This is a genomic window from Streptomyces odontomachi, from assembly GCF_024435355.1.
GTDB classification, from domain to species: Bacteria; Actinomycetota; Actinomycetes; order Streptomycetales; family Streptomycetaceae; genus Streptomyces; species Streptomyces odontomachi.
The window spans coordinates 193397-217184 of record NZ_JAMJWG010000004.1 but is presented as its reverse complement, the minus strand read 5'-3'; the positions used below and the strand labels follow the sequence as shown (position 1 = coordinate 217184).

13 protein-coding genes are annotated in these 23788 nt (G+C 67.5%); 6 read left to right on the top strand and 7 right to left on the bottom strand.

The genetic code is table 11. The features are described from left to right. Window positions 1–199: 199 nt before the first annotated feature. Entirely contained in the window at window positions 200–928 is a 729-nt protein-coding gene (locus NQO67_RS11795; RefSeq protein WP_255949808.1) for a TetR/AcrR family transcriptional regulator, read from the bottom strand. A 115-nt stretch (window positions 929–1043) separates the two neighbouring features. Here NQO67_RS11795 and NQO67_RS11790 point away from each other — a divergent pair, with 115 nt between their 5' ends. Continuing rightward, window positions 1044–1904, top strand: a complete 861-nt coding sequence (locus NQO67_RS11790; RefSeq protein WP_255949807.1) for an SDR family oxidoreductase — start codon at window positions 1044–1046, stop codon at window positions 1902–1904. 334 nt (window positions 1905–2238) lie between these two features. Here the strand turns inward: NQO67_RS11790 and NQO67_RS11785 are convergent, their stop codons facing one another. From NQO67_RS11785 to NQO67_RS44555, 3 genes are all read right to left on the bottom strand, one after another. Continuing rightward, window positions 2239–2877, bottom strand: coding sequence for an HD domain-containing protein (locus NQO67_RS11785; protein WP_255949806.1), 639 nt, complete (start codon window positions 2875–2877; stop codon window positions 2239–2241). Between the two features lie 756 nt (window positions 2878–3633). Beyond that, window positions 3634–5172 carry an aromatic amino acid lyase gene (locus NQO67_RS11780; protein ID WP_255949805.1) on the bottom strand — a complete coding sequence of 513 codons (1539 nt, stop codon included), beginning with the start codon at window positions 5170–5172 and terminating at the stop codon, window positions 3634–3636. Window position 5173: 1 nt separating this feature from the next. Next, entirely contained in the window at window positions 5174–5707 is a 534-nt protein-coding gene (locus NQO67_RS44555; protein WP_374118972.1) for a hypothetical protein, read from the bottom strand. Here NQO67_RS44555 and NQO67_RS11775 point away from each other — a divergent pair. Next, entirely contained in the window at window positions 5706–6332 is a 627-nt protein-coding gene (locus NQO67_RS11775) for a class I SAM-dependent methyltransferase (protein ID WP_255950027.1), read from the top strand. The two genes, NQO67_RS44555 and NQO67_RS11775, sit on opposite strands and share 2 nt — an antisense overlap. A 373-nt stretch (window positions 6333–6705) precedes the next feature. Here NQO67_RS11775 and NQO67_RS11770 read toward each other — a convergent pair whose 3' ends face one another. The 3 genes from NQO67_RS11770 to NQO67_RS11760 all read right to left on the bottom strand — a co-directional run bounded on the left by NQO67_RS11770 (window position 6706) and on the right by NQO67_RS11760 (window position 9218). Then, a complete protein-coding gene (locus tag NQO67_RS11770; protein ID WP_255949804.1) occupies window positions 6706–7179 on the bottom strand; it encodes a hypothetical protein in 474 nt (157 codons plus the stop codon). Between the two features lie 555 nt (window positions 7180–7734). Beyond that, window positions 7735–8181: a hypothetical protein gene (locus tag NQO67_RS11765; protein ID WP_255949803.1), complete on the bottom strand. Its 447-nt coding sequence runs from the start codon at window positions 8179–8181 to the stop codon at window positions 7735–7737. A gap of 107 nt (window positions 8182–8288) precedes the next feature. Then, entirely contained in the window at window positions 8289–9218 is a 930-nt protein-coding gene (locus tag NQO67_RS11760; protein ID WP_255949802.1) for a hypothetical protein, read from the bottom strand. Window positions 9219–10026: 808 nt separating this feature from the next. Between NQO67_RS11760 and NQO67_RS11755 the strand changes: the two genes are divergently transcribed. The 4 genes from NQO67_RS11755 to NQO67_RS11740 all read left to right on the top strand — a co-directional run bounded on the left by NQO67_RS11755 (window position 10027) and on the right by NQO67_RS11740 (window position 23670). Next, complete coding sequence (locus NQO67_RS11755) at window positions 10027–11304, top strand: hypothetical protein (RefSeq protein WP_255949801.1); 1278 nt, start codon at window positions 10027–10029, stop codon at window positions 11302–11304. 77 nt (window positions 11305–11381) lie between these two features. Beyond that, entirely contained in the window at window positions 11382–11606 is a 225-nt protein-coding gene (locus NQO67_RS11750; RefSeq protein ID WP_255949799.1) for a hypothetical protein, read from the top strand. A 665-nt stretch (window positions 11607–12271) separates the two neighbouring features. Then, window positions 12272–16609: a LamG-like jellyroll fold domain-containing protein gene (locus NQO67_RS11745; protein ID WP_255949798.1), complete on the top strand. Its 4338-nt coding sequence runs from the start codon at window positions 12272–12274 to the stop codon at window positions 16607–16609. A gap of 251 nt (window positions 16610–16860) precedes the next feature. Continuing rightward, window positions 16861–23670, top strand: a complete 6810-nt coding sequence (locus NQO67_RS11740; protein WP_255950026.1) for a polymorphic toxin-type HINT domain-containing protein — start codon at window positions 16861–16863, stop codon at window positions 23668–23670. Window positions 23671–23788: the final 118 nt, after the last annotated feature.

Sequence of the window (23788 nt, the reverse complement as noted above, 5' to 3'; positions counted from 1 at the left end):
TGTACGCGCAGCGCCCGGCACGCATGTTCACCGTGTTGTCCGGGGGACCGCGGTACCGCTCGCCCACGGCGCCTGGAGCACCCACGGCGGCCGGGGGACAGCCGGCCCGAAACCCCACACAGTCCACAAAGGTGCAGGTCACGCGAGGCCTGGCGGTATCGACCAGGAGCGTTGTCGGCAGTGGAATCCTGACGTGCGATCAGGTAGGCGGCGCGCCACCGTCCGCCGCCAGGCGCGTGAGCCACTCGCGCAGCAGGCGCTGCTCGGCGTCGCTCAGGACGTCGGCGTCATCAGGGAGGGCGGCGCGCAGCGCGCGGGCCGCCGCGGCGCAACCGGGCTCCGCGGCGGGGATCGCCGGCTCGGCGCGGGTGACGGCCGCGACCATGGACTCGCGCAGGACGCTCAACAGCGCCGGATTGCGGCGGTCCGCGGGGGTGGCGTGCCAGGTGGTGACCGCGCCCTGGCCGGTCGCCTGGATGATCTGAGCGGCCAGCTCCTCGTCGACGCGCAGCCATCCCGCGGCTGCCAGCCGACGCACCCGCCCATGGAGGATTTCCAGGCCCGCGCGGTGTGCCGTGTCCGATCCCCGGCCGGTGGCCCGGTTCATCACCCCGAACAACTCGGGCCGGGAGACCCCGAACTCGACCACCATGTCCCAGCCGCAGCGCAACTCCTCCACCGGGTCCTGCGGGGCAGGGTCGAGCTGCGCGCGCTTTCTCTCCAGGAACTGCGCGTAGCCGTGCTCGGCGACGGCCTCCAGGAGCCCCTCCTTGTCGCCGAAGAGGCGGTAGATCGCCGGCGGCTGCATTCCGGCAGCGGCGGCGACCGCGCGGGTGCTCACCGCGGCGGGGCCGCCGTTCTCCAGTAGCTCGACGGCCGCCTCGACGATGCGGTGCCGAGGGCTGTCGGTGGAGTCGCGCGTAGCCATGAACCGATGATACCGAAAATTTGATTCCACCGGAATTTCCGGTGTTACCGTAGAGATGATTCCACTGGAAACACAGCAACGGCAGCAGCAGTAGCAGCAGCGTCGGGAGAACCCAATGATCATCGTGACCGGAGCCACCGGAAAGCTCGGCCGCCGCACCGTCGAGCGCCTCCTGGAGCGCGTCCCCGCCGACCGCGTCGGCGTCAGCGTCCGCGACCCCCGCAAAGCCCAGCACCTCGCCGACCGCGGCGTCCGCGTCCGGCAGGGCAGCTTCGACGACCCCGCCTCGCTCGCCCACTCCTTCGAGGGCGCCGAGCAACTGCTCCTCGTCTCCCTCGACCGCACGGGCCAGGAGTGCGTCGACGGCCACCGCGCCGCCATCGACGCCGCCGTGCGGGCCGGCGTCGGCCGCATCCTCTACACCAGCCAGATGGGCGCCGCCCACGACGCCCGCTTCCAGGCCTGCCGCGACCATGCCCAGACCGAGGATCTGCTGCGCGCCACCGGCCTGCCCTGGACCGCGCTGCGCAACGGCTTCTACGCCTCCAGCGCCCTACTGTTCCTGGAGTCCGCCCGCCACACCGGCGACATCGCCCTCCCCGCGGACGGCCCCGTCGCCTGGACCGGCCACGACGACCTCGCCGAGGCCACCGCGGTGATCCTCGCCGGTGAGGCCCGCTTCGAGGGGCCCACCCCGCCGCTCACCGGCCGGGCGGCGCTCGACTTCGACACCGTCGCCGAGATCGCGTCCCAGACCACCGGACGGCCCTTCACCTGCACCGTCGTCCCCGACGACGCCTTCCGCGAGCAGGTCATGGCGCACGGTGCCCCGGCCCCGATCGCCGACCTGATGCTGAGCATCTTCGCCGCGGCACGGAATGGCGAGTTCACCGCTGTCGACCCGACGCTGGCCGAGCTGATCGGGCGAGAGCCCGCCGCCTTCCGCACCCACCTGGAGCGTGCCTGGGCCGAATAGATCCAGGGGACGCGCAGACCGCCCCGCCCTGACTCGCCGCCCACGAAGACCCGTCCTCTGCCGCCCGAGGACGTCGATCACCGGATCGGCGCCCTCGGGCACGAACCCGGACTCCGCACCGGATTCCGCACCATCCCAGAGGTTTCCTCACCCCGTGCGCTCCGGCGATCGGAGACCGAAGACCGGGGACCTGAATGTAGCCGTCCCCGTACGGGGCTGCCGTCGACATGTCCGGAGACGGCGCCGAAGCCCCGCGCCGAAGCCGCGGCCGCGCAGGTGGCCGCCGTCCCGGCCGCGCCCGCGGCGCCGGTCGTCGTGCGCGTGCCGCGTCCGGTCACTCGGGCCAGGCGCTCTGTTGGATGAGCTGGACGAAGTCCTCACGCTGAAACGCCGGGTCGAAGTGGGCCAGTACGTCATCGTTCATGGTGCCGAACGTGGTCTGCGGCCGGTCGGCCATGCCCTCGTAGAACGCTTGGAGAATGCGCCGCTTGAAGTCCGGCCGCGGATGCGCGGCCACCACCTCGGCACGCTGCTCCGGCGTGATCTGCTCCAGCTCCAGGCCCAGGACGTCGGTCTGGACTCCGAGGTTCACTACGGCGACCTCGGGCGCCAGGTGGAGAGGAACCTCCGGCGTGGTGTGCAGCGCGATCGCCAGCCAGACATTGCGCGCCTCCTCCTGCGTGCGGCCGCGGTCGCGCAGGAACGCGTACGCGGCTTCGGCGCCGTCGAGCTCGAAGCGGCGGTCCGTCGTCCGGTAGTCGACCGTCAGACCGAGATCGTGGAACAGGCTGCCGACGTAGGCGAGCTCAAGATCCACCTCGGCGCCCCGCATGGCGGTCCTGAGCATCCCCCACAGGAACACCCGGCGAGAATGGTGGAACAGGGTGTCGTCCGCCGCTTGGCGCACGAGTGCGGTGGCCTCGCGCACCAGAGCGCTGTCCGGGATCGTGATCCCGGCGATGGTCTCGGACATGACTCCTCCTGAGCGGCAGACCAAGGTGCCGGCGCGTCTCCGGCCCATGTCAACGATCCCCAGCCGACCCGGTCACCAGGACTGTCCGAATGGACGCACCACCCCATGGACGCACCACCCACTCGCCCGCTTCGCGCCGCAAAGGGGTGCCGCTGCACCCCGTCGGCCCTCGCAAACCCCGACCGAGAGCCAAGCGCAGCCGGCTTTTTCCCTGACCACAGGTGTGAGTCCCCGGCGAAGTTCTCAGACCATGGGAACGGACGGGAGGATCCCCCGGGGCCGGTCAGCTGGTGATTCAGTGGGGTGTTCGGCTGGCTCAGTAGGCCATCAGGGGGGCGGCGGCTCCGAGTCCTCGGCGGGGGGCCGGGTGCACGGGGGCGTCCGAAGCCGCTGGTCAGCAATGGTGGACTGGCGATCCTGACGGCCGTCCCGGTAAACCTCGGGGGTTCATGGGAGGTCGGTGCTTCGATCACAGGGTGCGGGAGCCGCACACGCAGGCCCTGTCGTGCCCCGGCATTCCACCGACTCGTCGGCAGGGCACCTGTCGGTCGGGTCGTCGCGGACGGCTCGCTGGCTGATCAGCTGGTCGGTGGCCGGCCCTTCGGCCGGGGAGGAGACGCCCCTCACCGGCATTGATCCGCCCGACTACAAGGAGATCCTCGGTGACGAGGCGATGGCCGTCCTGCGAAAGCCGGCGATCGCCCCGTATCTCGATCAACTCGGCCGCGCCGCGCCGTCCTGCCGGCTGGTGGCGTGCTACGGGCTGGTGCTGTCCGGCGGAGTGTTTCTCGGCCAACCGTCGTGCAGCAGCGTCCGCAGGAGCGTCAGATCCTCCCCGAAGAACCTGTCCTCGGGTGAAACCGGCAGCACCTCGGCCACCTCGCCCAGGGCCTCGGCGAGTCCTGTGGTGGCGTCGGGCAACTCGGCACCCAGGCAGCGCGCCTGGTGCAGGGCGAGGAGCTCGCAGGCGAGGACGTTCCGCAACCCGTCGACGGCGCGCCGGCAGCACTCGGCGGCCTCCACCGAGAAGGTCTGGACGTCTTCCTGGCCGCCGGACGTCTCCACGGTTCCCACCAGGGACGGAGTCGTCAGGCGGCGCAGATCGTGCACCACACCGACGGCACGCTTGTGGACGGGAGACAGGCCGGTGTGCGGGCCGGGGCGCGGGGAGAGCTGCGCCGGCAGCCCGGTGACCCTGGGGTCCAGCAGCCGGTGCAGACGGGTGGCGCCGAGTTCCGCGGCCCCGACCAGGGCGACCGTCAGCGTGTGCAGGTGGGCGGCGAGATCGTAGCCGTGGAAGCCCGCCGTCCCGAGAAAGTGGCCCGCCCCGTCCCCGTCGATGTGGGCGGGTGAGTCGGTGACGCCTTCGACGGCCCGGCACACGGCTTGTTCCAGCAGGGTCACCGCCCTGTCGACGTGTGCCAATACCTGGCCGGAGACCCGGAAGGACACCGGTGGCTGGAGGGTCCGCGGGCCGACCGGCGCACCGGCGAGCCCGAGCAGTTCGGCCGTGAGACGCCCCAGCACCGTGTCCCCGCGTGCCAGCGCCGGGTGGAGCACATCCCGTGCGGCACCGGTGAGGGCGAACTCGCCCGCCACGATCTGCAGGCTCTGGCGCAGGGCGGTCCGGGCGTCGTCGGCGCAGAGCACCGCGAGCGCGGTGGTGACGGGCACGCCCTGGATCAGCGCCACACCCTCCTTGGGCCCGAGGGCCAGCGGGGCGAGTCCCGCGGCGGCCAGTGCGGGTGCCGCGGGGACGGCGGTCGCGACGTCGGTGCCGGAAGCGCCCAGCACCGCACCGCGTCCGCTGAGCGGAGCCGCCAGATGGGCGAGGGGGATGATCTCGCCGGCCGAGCCCAGGCCGCTGCGCGGTACGGCCGGCAGCACGTCACGTGCGAGCATCTGAGCGAGTCGCAGGCACAGGCCGGTGCTGACGCCGCTGCCGCCGCCCAGGAACGTACGCAGCCGAACCGCCAGGACCGCCCGTGTCTCCTCCCGGGTGAGCCAGGGCGGGCCGCCGACGGACCGGGCCAGCATGAGCGATTCCTGGTGGTGGGTCTGCTCAGCCTCGTCCAGGCGCTGCTCGCTCAGGGCGCCCATGCCGGTGTTGACGCCGTACACGGCGCTCCCGGCTGCCAGGGCGGCCAGGACCCTGGTCCGGCGCTCGGTGACTCGGTCGGTCAGTTCCTTCGAAAGCACGGGTACGTGGCCGGCACGGGCGATGCGCAGCACCGCGGCCGGACCCAGGTCGGCCGGCCGCTCCACGCTGAGAGTGGTGCGGGTGGATTCGGTCATGTCACCGGTATTGCAGCATGGTGCCGACGCCAGCGCTCCGCGCACGCTCCCGTATGAGCTGACCCACAGCGACGTCGATGATGGACGGGCCGCGATGCCACAACAGGATGCGTTCGCTGGCATGCTCGCGGCCGGGCCGGTGTCCCGAGACGATAGCGCCCAGTTCCGCGTGCAGGGTCTTCTCGGACAGCCTCCCGGTGTTTACCCGGTCGCGCAGCGCACCGAAGCGACCCGACCCGACCCGGCCGGGCCTCTCGCCAGTCGTCGACGACGACCTTGTCCATGACGTCCAGGAGGTCCTCGGAGATGGCACTGATCGTCCCGTAGGGCACCACGAACGCGTCGGGCTCGACGAGTCCCGGATGGAGCAGGGCTGTGAGCCGTCGGGTCCGGCGCGCGTCGCGAGCAGATCGGCGGCCCAGCCGCCGAAGTCGTGCCAGGTGCGCCGACCGATCTCCCCGGCCCTATGCGCCTGCGGCCCCACGGACTGAACAGTGCAGTTCTCCCAAAACGGTCCACCTATAGTTGACCTCATGAGCCGCTGGAATGATGTGACCGGGGGGACGGCCGGACAGGACTACGCTGCACGGTTCGCGGCCCTGGCCCGCAGCGGCAAGGACGTGCACGGTGAAGCGCGATTCTGTGCAGGGCTCGTGCCTGCCGGAGCGCGGGTACTGGACGCCGGGTGCGGTACCGGGCGGGTCATGATCCGACTTGCGGAGCTCGGGTACGACTGTGTCGGTGCGGATCTTGATGCGTCGATGCTCGCGGTGGCACAGCGACAGGCCCCGGGACTGCCCTGGTTCCAGGTCGATCTGGCGGCGTTCGAGCCGGACCTGCTCGGCATCGCAGCGGACTTCGATCTCGTGGTCGCCGCAGGTAACGTGTTCCCGCTGCTGGCTGCCGGCACCGAGGCGACGGTGGTCAAGCGCCTGGCCGCTGCCCTGCGACCGGGCGGTCTGATGGTCGCCGGCTTCGGCCTGAACGAATCTCACCTGCCGGTGCCGCCCAGCATCACGCTGTCGGAATACGACGACTGCTGCGCCGCGGCCGGCCTCGCCCCCGTTGGCCGCTTCTCCACCTGGGACGCTGACCCATACGACGGCGGCGGCTATGCCGTCAGCGTCCACCGCCGGCTGAGGATGTGTGGGACATCTTGATCAGGCGCCCGCCAGGTGGCCCGCAGCTTGGTGGGCGTCCGGGCGGCCGGGAGTTGGGCAGGCCGAGTCCTCGGCGGGACCAGGCAGACGGAAGGGGCATGAGCTGCGAGTGCCCGAGGCACGGGTAATTGTGGAGGCCGCGCCGTCCCCGTACAGAGTGGGAATGTCGACCGGCGAGCGGGAGCGGGAGCGGGGCGCGGCGAGGAGTTGACGGCCGCGGGCGCAAAGACCGGAACGGGTTGGGCGGGGCGGCAGGTCCACCACTCGTCGTCGACCTATCGCGTGAATGGCAGTGAGTTACCGAGTTATCCACAGTTTTTCAGATGACTCGTGGATGTCGACCATGTTCGGTCCCGCGAATCGGCAACCCGGCTTACGTCTCAGTTGCATCCTCCCAGACGGCTTGCAGGTCCTGGCAGTGGACTGTGATCGACGCGTCGGTGAGCGCGATCTCATGCGTGCAACCGCCGTCCTCGTCCGGCAGGATCTCGTCGAGGAGTACGGTGTCCACCACCATCCAGTCGATGGAACGCTTGTAGTCGATGGAGAAGTGCGCTACGCCTGAATAGCTGATACGCAGCCCGGAGTCGTGCTTCCACTGATTCGGGACAAACTCCAGCGCCAGCCCTCCGCTCTTATCGGTGGATACCTGGATGCCAGACAACTCCAGATCCTTGACACAGTGACTGTTGCCGTGCCCCATGTCGTAATGCAACGGATCGGATGCGAATTTCCACGCCCCGGGTGGCAGTTTCTCGCGAAGCTTGGGAAGTTCAGCGAGATAGTCCCTTGAGTCCAGCCAGAAACCGTGTTGCTCGGGTTTCCAGACGGTCGTGACGAACTTCATTTGCAACCTTCCGCGGTAAGAGTCTGCCGCGCGCTGAGCAGCACGCAGGGCTTGCGTCATGCACTGAGCCAACGGGAAAAGGCTGAACGGGGGCTGCGATGGGACGTTCATCAGCGGTACTGACTACGCCCCGGGCATCGCCGAACCCGCCCCGAACCGCTCTGCGCGTTGTCCCGGGTGGCGCCGACGCTTCCGACGGTACGGCGGTCCGCTGCGCCGCACTTCTGCCCGGACTGACGTCGCAGGTTGCCGTTCGGCTTGAGTCCGACTGCGGCAAACCGGCACCAGGCCGCGCTGACCTGCGGCCTGACTCTGGAGCGGGTGACGAGAACCGAACTCGCGCTCTCGGCTTGGGAAGCTGCGAACATCCGGGGACCGGTTCGAGTGAACCTGCGAACACCTGGAGCCGGCGCGAGTGGTGACCGGGTGCGAACGGTTCATGGCGCGCGCGGCCCCGTCGGGCTTGGCCATGTTCACTGTGATTCCCTACCGTTCCCCGCTCGTTCTGGTGCACTTGTGGTGCGACTCCGATCGGCAGGGAAAGCGGCAGGGCCCTCAGGCAGCGAGCGCACGAAAGGCGTTCAGGGCGTCGAAGTAGTCCTGTTTGGCGGCGTCGTGTTCGGGGAGCTGGCGAACGCCGTGGCACTCCAGGGATTCCGCGGCTGACAGCAGTTCGCGGGTGAGCCCTGGATGGGTGGCGCGCGTGATCACCCCGGTCTGCGCTGCCACCGACACACCGCCCTTCACTTGCCTGAATACCAGCCAAAACGAGGAGTCCGTGCCCACGAAGTCGAATCGCTTGCGCCTGCCGGCGAGGAGCGCCTTGACCCCGTATAGGAGGTCTGCGACGGCGATGTAGATCATCATTCCCTGGTCCGGTGTGTGGCCGGCCGAGCCGGCGGTGCCCTGGTCGCCGGAGCAGATGATGTCCCCGAGGTCGAAGCCGCTGGGCTCCCCCTGGTCTGGCCGTACGGAGAAGTGCAGGTTGATCACAGAGTCCACGACTTTCCCGCCGGGAAGAAAGCGACGATTCGATCGCCGTCGTCCGAGTCGACGACGAGTCGGAAACGGGCGCGCATTCCGTCGACGACCATGCGACTTTCTCCCGGTCAGCTCTGGCGCAGCGGTGGCATCGGGATGGGGATGTCGAAGGCGGTGGCGCCGGCTCCGACACCACCTTCGCAGGAGTTGGGCGGGGTGGTGGTGACTCCCCGGGCGGAGGGGCGCTCCGCGGCCCAGAACATGTATCCCAGCAGTCCGGTTGTGGTGCCGGCGCCGGCGGGGGCGGCGTTCTGGGTCCAGGTGCTCGTGGCGTTCTGGAGCGACGTGGAGAAGTCCGTGCACTCCGGCCGGACTTGCGAGCCCTCTGCGATGTACAGGCTGCCGGTGAACTTGGCGGGTGCCAGTGGAGGAATGGCCGGGTCGAAGTTGGGCTTGCCGGTGAGGTGCTCCTGCCAGTTGTCCTCGGCGCCCGTCGCGGAGGGCTGTTTGCTCGGCACCATGGCGTTGGCGTAGTCGAGAACGGGTGTGCCGGTGGTGAGCCAGTGATCGGTCGCGTACTGGTCGAGATCGATCAACCAGCGGTCGCCCGCGGCCACGTCGATGGTCAGGCGCGCGGTGGGGTCGGCGCCCGAGGCGTCGTAGGGGTGCGCAGCGCGATAGGCGTCGATGAAGGCCTGGAGTCCGGCGGTGTCCGGTGACGCGCTCTCCTCGTAGTCGATCTCGATCCCCACCCCCAGCCGGGATGCGAGCGCCGCGGCCTTCTGGCCGAGCAGCCCCGGGTTCTGGGCGAGCGCGGTGTTCCAGTCGTCGGTGTAGGTGATGCCGCCGATGGAGAGCATCACTCGGATGCCGTGCGAGGTGAAGTAGTCGACGACAGCTTGGTTCATCCCGATCGGGGCGCCGTCCGCGGTGCCGCTGCCGGTCGTCCCGTTGAGCAGGCTGAGCGGATTGACGAAGCTGAGCACCACCAGATTGACCGATGGGCGGCCGTCGCCACGGTCGATGAGCCAGTGGTTGTTGTGATCGAAGTCAGCCATGTCCCGCACCGTTGCCCAGGTACAGGCGTCGTCGCTGCAGTGCCACGCCCCGTAGACCTGTGCCGGCGTGCCGGCTGCCGCGTCGGCCCACACGGCGGGCGGGGCCACGACCGCGGAAACCGCCAGGGCGGCGGTGGCCAAGCACGATTTGATCCTGGTGGACAACCCTCGCATGATGCCTCCGGGGGACAGGAAGTGATCCGTGTCCCACACAGTCTGGGATTGACCGTGCCCTGTCAATTGGTGTGGACCAATTGGCCTTCAGTCGCCGTATGGAAACGGTTCGTGAGGACGTGGTGCGTGGCCCGCGGCTTGTGCTGCTGGACGTGCTGCTGCACCGGCCACCGGCCACCGGCCCGGGCCGGCCCGGCCCACGAAAGCCAGCCGATTGATGCTGATTAGCGGATCTTTGATGCTGATTCGCGGACCTTTCGGATCTGGACGCCGGCGTCGCTCTGGCCGTTCGTGAGTAGCTGGGCCTTCAGCTGTGCCCAGTCGTCATCCGCCGCACATCCCCGCGGGCCGCGGGCACGGTGCACTTCATCGGCGGGAGACAGTCGATCCGGCCACCTTCCGGCGTTCCGCCGCCCACCGTCGGAAGCGGGCTTCGGGCCTCGTCGGGAATGTCCGCGGTCCGCACGGTGGAGCCGGTGTCCCGCCGCGGATCAGGCTCAACCTTGCTGACGGTCTTCCTGGTTCTCGGTGTCCGGGCTACGATCCAGGGCCGCCGCGTGTCGTCGGGGCGGCGGTTCCTTTTCCCGACCGTGTCAGACTGCGTGACCGGACGAACGGAAGGGCAGGCCAGCACATGAGGGGAAGCGGAACGGAGTCCGGTGGCGGGCTGCGGTGCGGGGCGATGTCCCGGCGCCGGTTGCTCACCCTGTCCACAGGCGCTGCTCTTGCGCTCGCCGGGCTGGAGGCCCGTGGCACCGACGCGAGGCGCGTTGACGGCCCCGTGGCCAAAACCGGTGCTTCCTTCGACGCCGCGCCGTCCGGTGCGGCCGTGGGCAAGGCGGGCGTAGCCTCCGCGTCGGGTGTTCTCGCCGCCAACGTCAACGAATCCCTGGACATGATCGACTACGCCGAGCTGGCGGCCGTCTCCGCTGGCTGGATCCGTGGCTTCTACCTGATGTCCAAGGCCGACCAGGGGGACCCGGCGACCCAGTCCGGCATGGCGAAGCTGCTGCAGGCAGCTTCCGACGGCTACGGCACCGTGCTCTCCACGAAGTTCCAGTACTCCGACGCGGCGATCCCGGTGCCCGGCACCGCGGCCATGGACACTGCCCTGGCCCGGTTCGACAAGGTCCTCGCCGCAGTGCTCGACAAGGTCGACATCCTCACCGTCGGCAACGAACCGTTCTACGAGACGAGGCCGGTGGACCGCACCACCTCCCTCATCAACGACTTCTACGAGGCGCTCGCCCGGCACGCCGTCCAGTACCGGAACACGCACTTCGGCACGGACTGCAAGACCGCCATTTATATGGGCGCGCTCAACGGCCTGGAGGACCCTGCGAACCAGAACGCCCAGACGAAGCGCTGGATGACCTTCGCGGCCGGCAATGCCGATATCGCGGGTGTGGACATCCATCCGCACGTGGCGGGCATCGACGCGGCGCAGAAGTACATCGACTTCGTGCTGCCGTACCTCCGCGCGGACCAGAAGTTCCTCGCCACCGAGTTCTCCCTCATCAAGCTCTGGAAGCAGCACATGAGCGACCCGGTGGACCCCTCCTTCACGAGCGCCTACGGCACCCCGGCGGGCACTCCGGTGTGGCAGGTCATCCACAACGCCGCCAACAAACCCTTCACGGAGCAGAAGTGGAACGACTTCCTGCTCTCCAACACGTGGTTCGCCAACCACAAGACCTTCATCACGAACGAGATGGCACGCCTGCGCGACACCGGCAAGCTTGCCGTGGCCGGCTACGGCATCACCCAGGGCGCGCCGATCCCCGACTTCGGCCCGGACAGCTCTCCCTGGGTGCTCAACAGCGTGTTCTGCCCCTACGTCTGCCAGATCGGAACGGGAGGCCTGCCCGGCCGCGACCGCACCTGGGCCGCCTCGTTCCGGGACGCACAGTAGAGCCGGCGGGCCGTTTTCAGTTCCGCGCAGACCGCCGCGAGGGGTCCGTCATCTGCATCTACCCCAACGTCCAGGCCATGTTCACCGCCACCGACCACCGCAACGAGAAGATCACCACCAACAATGAGGCTCGCCACGCCCTCGAACAAGCCGCACGCGGGTGTTCTCGCATAGAGGAGTTCCTGGTCAAGAAGCCTGCTCCCCGCATCCGTGTGAACGGTCCTCGGCAGCCGCTGGGCAGCACGAGCAGGGTGACTCCTCCCCGTACCCGCGGGGGTGGTCCCTGGCCCGCCGCGCGGTGAAGGCTGGCTGCGCTGGTAGCGGGGCACCCCGCTCTCCGCAGCAGACACGCGCCGGTACACCCCGTCGGCCCTCACAACCCCCGACCAGCTGATGCCCCCACCGACGCAGATCCGGCACACGGACCCATTTCGTCCCCATGCGTGATCTTGAAACACCAAAGGGCGCCCTCGAAATTCGAGAACGCCCAGGTCAGCCTAGGTGTAACGTCGTGCGCCGCCAGGGACTCGAACCCCGGACCCGCTGATTAAGAGTGCGCTGGTGGGTGGTTCGGTGGGGGTCGGAGTGTGGTGGTGTGTGTCACCTGGGGGTGAAAGGCGCAGGTCAGGGCCGAGTGGGGGTGGCGGCCCGTGCCGCAGTGTGTCGAGGGGTTTCGTGGCGTCCGGCCCCATTGCGGACCCATTCGCCGGTGTCATGCGTCCGTAAGACGCTGCGTGCCGGTCTCCGTGAGCCAGCCTCGGTGAGTGAGGCGAGACCCCCGTCGATGTTCGACCAGGGCTCGACTGACTGCCAATCAAAACGCGTGATGCGGCAGCAAGTTCACGCCTGATTGACGGTAATCGGACAAAGATTCGTCACGGACGCGGTGCTGCTTTGACTCCTCCTGGTCACGGTGTGTTAACTCTGCGCGTCTGTGTGATTGATGTGAAGTCGGGGTGGGGGTTCCATGGTGCGCGGATCTGGCGGTGTGGGTGCCGTCGTGCGAAGACGCCGGCTGGGGTGCGCGGTGGGGGCGGTGCTGGCGACCGCGCTGATGGCCGGATTCACCCCGCTGTCCTTATCCGGCACAGCCGTCGCCCAGACGCCGGCTAACGCACCTCGCGTGCCTCCGGCGTCCGCGGGTAGCCAGGCGGCTGACGACGAGCAGGCCCCTGTCGCCGCTTCGGAGGATGAGGCCCTGGCCGAGGCCAAGCGCCTGGGGCGTGACGTGGAAGTGGGTTCGCTGCGCGGTGAGAGCAGTGACGTTTTTGCGTCACCTGACGGCACGTTGCAGGCCCGCGAGTATCTGCGACCGGTGCGCGCCCGCGTGGGCGGTGAGTGGCAGCCGATCGACACGGACCTGACCACGTCCTCGAACGGGACGGTAGCGCCGAAGGCGACGGCGGTCGGCCTGCGGTTCTCCGGCGGGGGCACTGCGCCCCTGGTGCGCATGAGCCGGGCGGGTCGGGAGGTGTCGCTGTCCTGGCCGGGGGAGTTGCCGGTGCCGGAGTTGGACGGTGCGACGGCGACGTATCGGGATGTGCTGCCGGATGTGGACCTGCGGATGGGTGCGCAGGAGGACGGCTTCACGCAGTTGCTGGTGGTCAAGTCGGCTCAGGCGGCGGCGAGCAGTGCACTGTCGGAGTTGCGGTTGAAGTTGGCCGCGGACGGTGTGGACGTCAAGGAGACAGCGCAACACGGCATCGCGGCCGTAGATGGCGGTGCTGGGAGCGCGGTGTTCGAGGCGCCGCAGCCGATGATGTGGGATTCCAGCACGCCGTCGGGTGAGGCGGCAGCCGCTGGCCCGCAGGAGGAGGCGGCGGTTCCGGCAGCGGACGGCGACGAGCGGGCCCCGACCGAATCAGGGAAGTTGGCCCCGGTCGGGGTGGATGTCGCGTCGGACGGAGGTGAACTTGTCCTCATTCCGGATGAGGATGTGCTGAAGGGTGCGGACACGACGTATCCGGTGTTCATCGATCCGCAGTGGTATTCGCCGCGGGCCTCGGCCTGGACGATGGCGACGCGGTATCGGCCGTCGTCGCCGCAGTGGAAGTTCAACGGCAAGTCGGACGCCGGTATGGGGTACTGCGGTTGGGCGTACTGCGAGCCGTATGACCTCAAGCGGCTCTTTTACCGGATCCCGACGTCGAAGTTCGCGGGGAAGACGATCCTGTCGGCAGAATTCGTCGTGCGCAACACTTGGTCTGCTTCGTGCACCGCGAAGGACGTGGAGTTGTGGCGGACGAAGGACATTTCCTCGTCGACGACCTGGAACACGCAACTAGCCGGCGGGTTCTGGGCCGACCACCTGGATACGAAGTCCTTTGCGTATGGGTACGAAGGGTGTGCCGCCAAGGACGCCGAGTTCGATGTGAAGTCGGCGGTGCAGAAGTCGGCGGATGCGAAGTTGTCGACGATGACGTTTGGTCTGAAGGCGACGGATTACGACGAGGACCATGACGTCGCGTACAGCTGGAAGCGTTTCTCGGACAAGGCATATCTGCGGGTGAAGTACAACCGACCGCCGCCGCAGATCAAGATGTCGCAGCTGACGATGGAGTACGGCGGTGTCTGCAAGAAGCCGTCGTCGGCCGCACACGTACGCACGCTTGGAAAGATCTACGCGAACAACGTCACTGACCCGGATGGCGACAGTGTGTCGGTGCAGTTCCAGGCCAAGTGGGACGCGGGTGATGGCAAGGGTGTGGTCACCCACTGGTCGCCGGCGCGGACGACGGCGAAGAAGTCCGGCTCGTCTTTCTCGCTCTCCCTGCCGTCATCGATTCCGGCTAACGAGCAGATCAACTGGTACGTGCGCTCCTATGACGGGGCGCAGTACTCGCCCTGGTCGTATGCGGGTGACGCGCCGACTGGCTGCTATTTCGTCTACGACACTCAGTGGCCCAAGGCGCCTGCCGTCTCCTCCGGTGAGTATCCGGCGTCGGATCCGGAGGATCCGGAAGACCCCTGGTACGACGGGGTGGGTAAATATGGCTCGTTCCCGATCAAGGCGGTCGACAGCGATGTAACGACGTACTGGTACGGCCTAAACGAGGACCCGTCTTCCCGACACAAGATCACCACGTCCGGTGGCGCCGAGAAGATCGCGCAGGTGCTTCCGGCGCAGGCGGGCCTGAACTTCTTCACGGCGCAGGCCTTCGACTCGGCCGGGAATCCCAGCGAGATACGCACCTACCAGTTCCGGGTCAAAGCAGGGCAGCCCGAACGTGCCGCCTGGCAACTGGATGACCAGCCTGGCGCCTCCCAGGCCGCGGCGTCGACTCCGGATCGCACGGCGATTCTGCACGGCGGTGCCACCCCGGGCGTTGCGGGCGTGACGGGGACGGCGGTGTCCTTCGATGGGGTGGATGACTACGCGCAGACCGACATCCCCACGGTGCCCACCGACACCGGGTTCTCCGTGTCGGCCTGGGTGAAGCTGTCCGCTCTGCCCGATCATGCGGCCGTCATCGCGGCCCAGCCGGGGAACCACTCGCCCGGTTTCGAGTTGTACTACTCGAAGGACTTCGACCGCTGGGCGTTCAACCAGTACACCTCGGACACCTCCGGCGCTCCGATCGTGCGTGCCATGGCGCCGCAGGCGGGTGGGGTCAGTGCGGGGGAATGGACCCATCTGGTCGGCACCTTCAGTACGCAGAACGATGAGCTGCGGCTGTATGTGCAGGGGCAGCTCGTCGGATCCGCGGCCTATGACAGCCCGTGGGACGCGCGGCGCGGCCTGATGATCGGCGCGGGCTCGTACGACGGTGTCGCCAAGTCGTTCTTCCCGGGCGTCATCGATGATCTGCGGATCTTCGACAAGCCGCTCACCGATACCGACGTCGCCCACCTGCACCAGCATGAGCCGCTGACCGTTCCTGGGCGTCAGGCCCGCGCGATCTTCCCGCTGGATGAGGCGGCGGATGCCACGGTGCTGACCGGCCACGCGGACGTCGACCCGGCCACCCTGAGGAACGGTGCCGTCGTGAGCGAAGGGCAGGGGGTGTCCGGCGGTGCGCTGACGTTGGATGGCACCGACGACTACGCCACGACCACCTCGCCGCAGCTGGACAACCAGCGCAGCTTCGCCGTCTCTGCCTGGGTCAAACTCCCGGCGACCAAGCCCGAGCACGCCGCGATCGTCGCGACCCAGGCCGGTGCCCACAAGTCGGGCTTCGAGCTGTACTACTCCAGCTCCTACGACCGCTGGGTCTTCAACCAGTACTCGGCCGACACGACCGACGCCACGCCGATCAGGGCCATGCAGCCCGAGGGAAGCGTCGCGTATGGCGGCGGCTGGGTGCACTTGGTGGGCGTGCACGACACGGTCGCGGACCGGTTGACGCTGTACGTCAACGGTGCGGAGGCCGGTAGCACCAGCCTGTCCACGACCTGGTACGCGAGCGGTCCGGTGCAGATCGGGGCCGGTTTGTACGACGCACAGCCGGGCTCGTACTTCCCCGGACAGATCGACGACGTGCGCCTGTACGACCGGGCGCTGTCGGCGGACGAGGTCGGGCAGTTGTTCAAGCAGCGACCGCTGGTCAAGGGCCGGTGGATGTTCGAGAACCTCGACGACACCGCACCCAGCACGACACCGGACGACTCCGCCGAGGCCCATGCGATGACCCTGTACGGCGGTGCCAAGGGCGGAGGTGGCTTCATCGGCAACAGAGGTATGCAGCTCGACGGCGTCGACGACTACGCGACCACCGCCACGATGCCCGTGGACACCACCAAGAGTTTCACGATCGCGGCCTGGGCGCAGGCAGCCGCGACACCCACCGAAGACGCGGCTCTGGTCAGCGCGGACGGGCAGCAGACCAGCGCCTTCGCGGTGCGGTACGTGCCGGATCCCGATCATCCCGACGCCCCCGGCCGATGGCGGTTGACCATGCCCGATCAGGACACCGAGACACCTGTCGTCACGCAGGCGGACAACGGCTACTTCGAGGACGTGCGTGACTGGAACCACCTGGCTGTCGTCTACGACGGCTTCGCGAAGCAGATGCGCCTGTATGTGAACGGGGACCTGGAAGAGGTCGCTTGCCAGGACGGTGACGGTGACGGCACCGCGGACGATCCGGACTGCACGGACCTGGTGCCTTGGGCGGAGGACGCTCTGGCCTTCGAGGCCTCGGGCGGGCTCCAGGTCGGACGGGCGAAGGACGCGGGGGCGTTCGGGGACTACTTCCCTGGCCTCGTCGACGATGTGTGGGTCTTTCAGGGCCCCTTGACAGACACACAGGTGGCAGAGCTGGCAAATAGCTGGTTCGACCCGCCGACGCAGGTGCCGACCGGCTGACTCAAGGCTCCCGGCGGGGCGGGCCACGTGGTCTGTTTCCGCTGGGGCGAATCGGCACGACTTCGACTTTCGACCAGGGTGGGCTTCGAGACGGCGCCGGCCTCGGATGACTCTTCTTTTGACTCTTTGAGGGCAGGAAGCAGATGAGCGGCAGATCGGGCATATCGGGAAGATCAGGTAAAGCGGCCTTGGTGAGGGGAAGACGCGCCACCGGCCTGCGGCGGCGTGTCGCCTTACTGAGCGCGGCTCTCATGGTCGGAACGCTGCTCCAGGCAGCGGCGACCCCGATGGCGGCGGCCGACGGCCAGGGCGGGCGGCACGTCACGGCGGCGGACAAGCCCGTCGCGGGCCACACCCTCAAGGTCAAGCCCCGCAAGGTGATGAAGGGCCCACGCGTGCCCCAAGCGGCACCCCGTGCCCACTGGCCGAAGCCCGCTTCCGAGACCGTCACACTGCCGGAACCCTCCGGCGAGAAGACCACGCGGCAGGTCAAGGCGAGCAAGCTGCCACTCACCCTGCGAGCCCCTTCCTCCGTCGGCAAAACCTCCGCTTCCGCCAGTGCCGTCAAGGCGACCATGGCCTCGCGCGCTGCGGCACGGAAGGCCGGTGTCGACGGCCTGCTGTTCACCCTGCAACCGGACGGCACCGCGGACGCCGCCGCCGACACATCCATCGGTCTCTCCCTCGATTACTCCGCCTTCGCCGAGGCCTTCGGCGGCGACTACGGCTCCCGCCTCAGGCTCGTCGAGCTTCCGTCCTGTGCCCTGACCACGCCTGACAAGCAGCGGTGCCGGAGCACCAGCCCGGTCGGGTCGGCCAACGACACGGAGCGGCAGGCCCTGACTGCCGGCCGTGTCCCGCTGCGGGGTGGTCAGACCACCGTGCTAGCCGCGACGGCTGATGAGGACAGCAGCAAATCTGACTACAAGGCCACCTCGCTGTCCCCGTCAGCCACGTGGAGCACAGATCTCAACACCGGCGACTTCACGTGGTCGTACGACATGCCCACTCCGTCGGTCCCGGGTGAGTTCGCGCCCAAGGTGGCCTTGGACTACTCGTCCGGGACGATCGACGGCCGTACCTCTAACACCAACAACCAGTCCTCTTGGATCGGGGACGGCTTCGACCTGTCGCCGGGCTTCATCGAGCGTCGCTACAAGTCCTGTGCCGACGACGACGTCAAGAACGCGGACGGCAGTAAGCCGGGTGATGAGTGCTGGGCGTACGACAACGCCTATCTCACCTTCAACGGCAAGGGTGGCGAGCTCGTCCCTGCGGGGAAGGACGAGTGGAAGCTGCGCCAGGACGATGGCACGCGTGTCACTCATAAGGCCTCGACGGATCGGGGCAATGGTGACAAGGACGGCGAGTACTGGATCCTGACCACACCGGAGGGCATCCGCTACTACTTCGGTTACAACCGTCTGCCCGGCTGGAGCGACGGCAAGAAGACGACGGACTCCACGTGGACGGTGCCGGTCTTCGGTGACGACAGCGACGAGCCGTGCCATGCAGACACGTTCGCGGACTCCTGGTGTCAGCAGGCGTGGCGCTGGAACCTGGACTACGCCGTCGACACGCACGGCAACGCCATCGCCTACTACTACAACCAGGAGGAGAACTCATACGGGCGCAACCTGAAGGCCAGCGATGACACCCGCTACACCCGCGGTGGTTACCTCGACCACATCGAATACGGTCTGCGGTCGGATGCCGTGTACAGCAGTGAGCCGTTGGCCAAAGTCAACTTCCACAGCTCCGAACGTTGCCTGCCCAAGGACGAGAGCGACACGTCCTGCTCTTCGATCACCAGTGACGCCTCGGCGTGGTACGACACTCCCTGGGACCTGAACTGCGACGAGGGCAAGGACTGCGATAACGGCAGGTTGTCGCCTTCGTTCTGGACGCGTAAGCGTCTGACGTCGGTCACCACGCAGGTACGTACCGGTCCTGGTGCCTACAGCGATGTCGACTCGTGGGAGATGAACCACCGCTGGGACATGGCCGACACTGACTACCAGTTCCTGCTCGACTCCATCCAGCACACGGGTAAGTCCGCCACCCCGACCGTCACGCTGCCGAAGACCACCTTCGGGTACAAGCAGCTGGCGAACCGGCTGGACAAGACCGAAGACGGTTACGCCCCGTTCATCAAGGACCGTCTGTCCACGGTCGCGGACGAGTACGGTGGCCAGATCGACGTCAACTACTACGACGCGGAGTGCGACTGGGACAAGCTGCCGACGCCGGAGACCAACACCACGCGGTGCTTCCCGCAGTTCATCGGCGGCGACTCGACGGACGATCCCGAGCGGCAGTGGTTCAACAAGTACGTGGTCAAGTCCGTGACCGCCACCGACCGCACCGGCGGCGCTCCGGACGAGGTCACCTCGTATGAGTACCCGGACCACGAGGCGGCCTGGCACTTCGATGACGACGATGGGCTGACCAAGGAGAAGTTCAAGACCTGGTCGCAGTGGCGTGGCTACGGGCACGTTCGGGTCAAGACCGGTGGGCAGGGCGAGGATACGGCCATGCTCTCGCAGCAGGACTCCTACTTCCTGCGCGGCATGGACGGCGACCGCAAGACGACGTCGGCATCCGGTGGCACGAAATCGGTCAGCGTCACCCTGGGGTCGGGCGAGGGTGATGCGATCACTGATGACGAGTCGTCCGCCGGTTTCACCTACAAGACGGTCAGTTACTCGGGGCCTGGCGGGAAGGTGCTGGCCAAGACGGTGAACCGGCCATGGCACCACCAGACCGCGAGCAAGACGCGGGATTGGGGCACTGTCACTGCGAACTTCACCGGTACGGCGGAGACGCGGACCTGGACGTCCCTTGATGACGGCGCGGGTGCGAAGTGGCGCACCACGGTGACGTCCACCAGCTACGACACCGTGGCTGGTCGGCCCACGCAGGTCGACGACCGCGGGGACACCACGACCGCCGACGACAACCGCTGCACCCGCACCACCTACGCCGTCAACACGATTGACACCAAAGCCGACGTCAACATCCTCACCTTGCCGTCGCGGGTGGAGACGGTGGCCGTGGCCTGTGACGCCACGCCCGACCGGACCAAGGACGTCGTCTCCGACGTGCGCACCGCCTACGACAGCCTGGATTACGACGCCGCGCCCACCAAGGGCGAGGCCTGGGCGACGGCGACTCTGAAGAAGAACGACGGCACTACGGCGACCTACCTGGAGTCGGGCACCACCTTCGATGACACCTACGGTCGCACCCTGGCCACGACCGATCTCACCGCGACCGTGACGGTCACCGGCAGCGGCAGCCCGGTACGGACCCCGCGCAGCGATGGCCGGACCACCACGGAGGCCTACGCCCCGGACAGCGGCTTCGCCACCACCGTTACCGAGAAAACACCGCCCGCGGACCCGGGCGACACCAACACCGTCCAGACCACGACCACCACGCTCGACCCGCTGCGCGGGCAACCCACCGTGGTCACCGACACCAACGGCAACAAGACCAAGACCACTTACGACGCGCTGGGCCGCACCCATGAGATCTGGCTGGCCAACCACACTGGCTGGAGCACCCAGCTGCCCACGTACCAGTACAACTACCAGGTCGCGGAGAACAAACCGGTCGCGGTCGTAACGCGGACCCTGGCGGGGGGAGGCCAAGCGGCGTCGTACACGATTTACGACGGCTTCTTGCGACCACGCGAGACCCAGTCACCGGGACCCGACGGTGGTCTTGAGCTGACGGACACGTTCTACGACGAACGCGGCCTGACGGCGAAGGAATGGGCCTCCTACTACAGGACCGATGCCACCCCGGGAGAGGTGTTTCCGCCCCAGAAGGCCGTGAACCTCGAGACGCAGACCTGGCACAGCTATGACGGTCTCGGCCGCGAGATCCTCAGCAAGCAGGTGGCGGGTAGCGGCGACGGTGGTCCCGTCCTGGCCACCACCAAGACCATCTACGGCGGCGACCGCACCACGGTGATACCGCCCGATGGCGGCACCGCCACCACGACTCTCGTCGACGCCCGCAACCAGACCACCGAGCTGCGCCAGCTGCACCAACGCGATCCTGACGCTGCCTACGACACCACGCGCTACACCTACACCAACCAGGGCAAGCAGCACACGGTCACCGACCCCGCGGGCAACACCTGGACCTACACCTACGACCAGCTGGGCCGCCAGACCATCGCGGATGACCCAGACGAGGGCATCACCACCAGCACGTACGACGACCGTGGCCAGCTGATCTCGACCAAGGACGCCCGCGACACCACCCTGGTCCACGTCTACGACGGCCTGGGCCGGCAAACCGAACTGCACCAGGACTCCGCGACCGGTCCGCTGAGGGCCAAGTGGACCTATGACACCGTCAGCGGTGCCAAAGGCCAGCTCGCCGAGTCCACCCGCTACGACAACGGAAACGCCTACACCTACAAGGTCACCTCCTACGACCGCCTCTACCGAGCCGTGCGCACCGCCGTGGTCATCCCCGAGGCCGAAGGGGACCTTGCGGGCACCTACCAGGCAGGCATCGCGTATCGATTCGACGGTGTCGTGGATGGCGTCAGTTACTCCGAGGCCGGTGGGCTGCCCGGAGGCCAGTACACCTATACCCGCGACGACGACACGCTGTGGCCCAAGGCCGTGACCGGTGACGGCTTCTCCACTTCCATCAGCTACACCCCCACGGGCAAGCCCCAGCAGTACGCCTTCGGTGCATCGTCAGACACGCCGACGACCGACATCACCAACACCTACGAGTACGGCACCCAACGCCTGCACAACGTGCGCGTGGACCGGCTGAACGTCCCCGGCGTCGACAAGGACACGACCTACACCTACGACGAGGCCGGCAACATCCGCTCCGCCGCCGACGTCTCCGCCACCGGCACCGACAACCAGTGCTACACCTACGACTACCTGGCCCGGCTCACCGAAGCCTGGACCGAGGCGGACACCACCTGCGCCACTACACCCACCGGCTCCGACATCGGCGGCCCCGCCCCGTACTGGCAGAGCTACGGCTACGACCTCACAGGCAACCGCCTCAGCGAAACCGACCACGACCCGGCGGGCGCGGCGGGCGGTGACACCGAACGCACCTACACCTACCCCCAGCCGGGCAGCCCCCAGCCACACACCCTGACCTCCGTCACCACCACCACACCCACCCAGACCTCCGAAGACACCTACACCTACGACGAGATCGGCAACACCAAAACCCGCACCGTCGCCGGCGACGACCAGAAGCTGACCTGGGACGCCGAAGGCCACCTGGCCAAGGTCACCGAACCCGCCACGGACGGCAGCGGGAACAAGGAGACCGACTACCTGTACGACGCGGACGGCAACCGCCTCATCGCCCGCACCCCCACCAGCACGACCCTGTACCTGAGCAGCGGCGAGATCACCCTCGCCAACGACGCAGGCAGCACACCCAAGACCACCCGCTACATCCCACTCGGCGGCGGCCACCAGGCCGTCCAACAGGACGACGGCAGCATCACCCTCACCGTCGCCGACCACCAGGGCACCGGCCAACTCGCCATCTCCACCGACGCCCAGAGCATGACCCAACGCCGCACCCTGCCCTTCGGTGCCACCCGCGCCACCCAGCCCTCGGCCTGGCCCGGCACCAAAAGCTTCGTCGGCGGCACCGACGACACCGCCACCACCGGCCTGACCCACCTCGGCGCCCGCGAATACGACCCTGCCACCGGCCGCTTCATCTCCGTCGACCCGCTCATCGACCCGACCGACCCGCAACAGATGAACGGATACGCCTACGCCGGCAACAACCCCGTCACCGACGCCGACCCCAGCGGCAAAAGCGTCATGTGCGGGAGCGACGGCGGCCTCTGCGGCGGGTCCAGCGGCCACGGCAAACCCTCGCCGCCCACGTCGAAGGGGAGCGGTGCAGGCGGTGGCCGGTCCACGTCCGTGGCGGATCACCTTCTCGAACTTGGGCCGCAGACGAACGACAAGGATGCTCTGAAGCGGTGGTGGTATGGGTATGCATCCGGAACCGTGCAGGGGAAGGACTACTGGGATACACAGGTCGGCGATGGCCACCGCCTGTCAATGGCCTGCTATGGCAGAGACGGATGCATAGCCGCCTACAACTACCTGCTTAAGACCGGAAATGTGGCGCACGCCAAGAAGATTGCCGCCACATATTGTCTTGACCACGCCGCAAAGTGCGCACAATCTGCCGCTATGACCGAAGTAATTGGGGAAACGCTGGACGAGGCTTACTGGCTTATCCTTGGGGGGCTTGGTGGGGGAAGTTATGGTTGCAAGTGCTTCCTGGCCGGTACCGACGTCCTCATGGCAGACGGCAGCACCAAAGATATAGAGGACATCAAGACCGGTGACAAGGTGCTGGCCACTGATCCCGAAACTGGGAAGACGGTCCCACGCAAGGTGACCCAGCTCATCGTCACCAACGGTGACAAATACTTCAATCGGCTCTCCATAGCCACCCAAGCCGGCGTCGAAAAGCTGACGGCCACCCACGAACACCCCTTCTGGTCCCCCTCCGAACGACGCTGGGTCACCGCCGGCACCCTCAAACCCGGCATGACCCTGCGCACGCCGCACGGCGAGACGGCCATCGTCACCGGCAACCATGCGTACACGTCGCATGCCACCACCTACAACCTGACCGTCGACGACCTTCACACGTACTATGTGTTGGCGGGCGAGACGCCAGTCCTGGTGCACAATTCAGGTTGTTGGACAGCATCCGATGATGTGTTGGATCACGTCTACGACACCTACGGGCCGGAAGTGACTCAGGGGGTGGAGTACAACATCGCTCGATATAACGAAGGTGCTACTGGGCATGCCCTGAATGGGATCGGCACCGACTCGGTGGCTACAGCCCAGTATCTTGCACAGCCTCGCAACTTCACCCATGTCGACTCTTCGACTGGCAATCCCGTCTACTACGACTCGTCAAATAAGATTCTAGTGATTCGAACCCCGCAAGACATACACGCCTACAATTTCACAGAGCAGCAGTGGAAAAATGCGGTCGGTACAAAATATGTCGAACCCTGATCGATTGATCGGCCCCTGGATTGGGTCGAATATCGTACTCCGGTGTCAGATTCCGCAATAAGAGGGCGCGCTAGGCGGGCGGCTTTATGTGATAGGTGTCGGGAAGGGGTAAGGATTT

Coding starts and splice junctions, on each gene's coding strand:
- NQO67_RS11760 (WP_255949802.1), bottom strand. CDS start 9,218: ATGGCTGACTTCGATCACAACAACCACTGGCTCATCGACCGTGGCGAC.
- NQO67_RS11795 (WP_255949808.1), bottom strand. CDS start 928: ATGGCTACGCGCGACTCCACCGACAGCCCTCGGCACCGCATCGTCGAG.
- NQO67_RS11780 (WP_255949805.1), bottom strand. CDS start 5,172: ATGACCGAATCCACCCGCACCACTCTCAGCGTGGAGCGGCCGGCCGAC.
- NQO67_RS11750 (WP_255949799.1), top strand. CDS start 11,382: ATGTTCACCGCCACCGACCACCGCAACGAGAAGATCACCACCAACAAT.
- NQO67_RS44555 (WP_374118972.1), bottom strand. CDS start 5,707: ATGAGGTCAACTATAGGTGGACCGTTTTGGGAGAACTGCACTGTTCAG.
- NQO67_RS11785 (WP_255949806.1), bottom strand. CDS start 2,877: ATGTCCGAGACCATCGCCGGGATCACGATCCCGGACAGCGCTCTGGTG.
- NQO67_RS11745 (WP_255949798.1), top strand. CDS start 12,272: ATGGTGCGCGGATCTGGCGGTGTGGGTGCCGTCGTGCGAAGACGCCGG.
- NQO67_RS11755 (WP_255949801.1), top strand. CDS start 10,027: ATGAGGGGAAGCGGAACGGAGTCCGGTGGCGGGCTGCGGTGCGGGGCG.
- NQO67_RS11770 (WP_255949804.1), bottom strand. CDS start 7,179: ATGAAGTTCGTCACGACCGTCTGGAAACCCGAGCAACACGGTTTCTGG.
- NQO67_RS11790 (WP_255949807.1), top strand. CDS start 1,044: ATGATCATCGTGACCGGAGCCACCGGAAAGCTCGGCCGCCGCACCGTC.
- NQO67_RS11775 (WP_255950027.1), top strand. CDS start 5,706: ATGAGCCGCTGGAATGATGTGACCGGGGGGACGGCCGGACAGGACTAC.
- NQO67_RS11740 (WP_255950026.1), top strand. CDS start 16,861: ATGGTCGGAACGCTGCTCCAGGCAGCGGCGACCCCGATGGCGGCGGCC.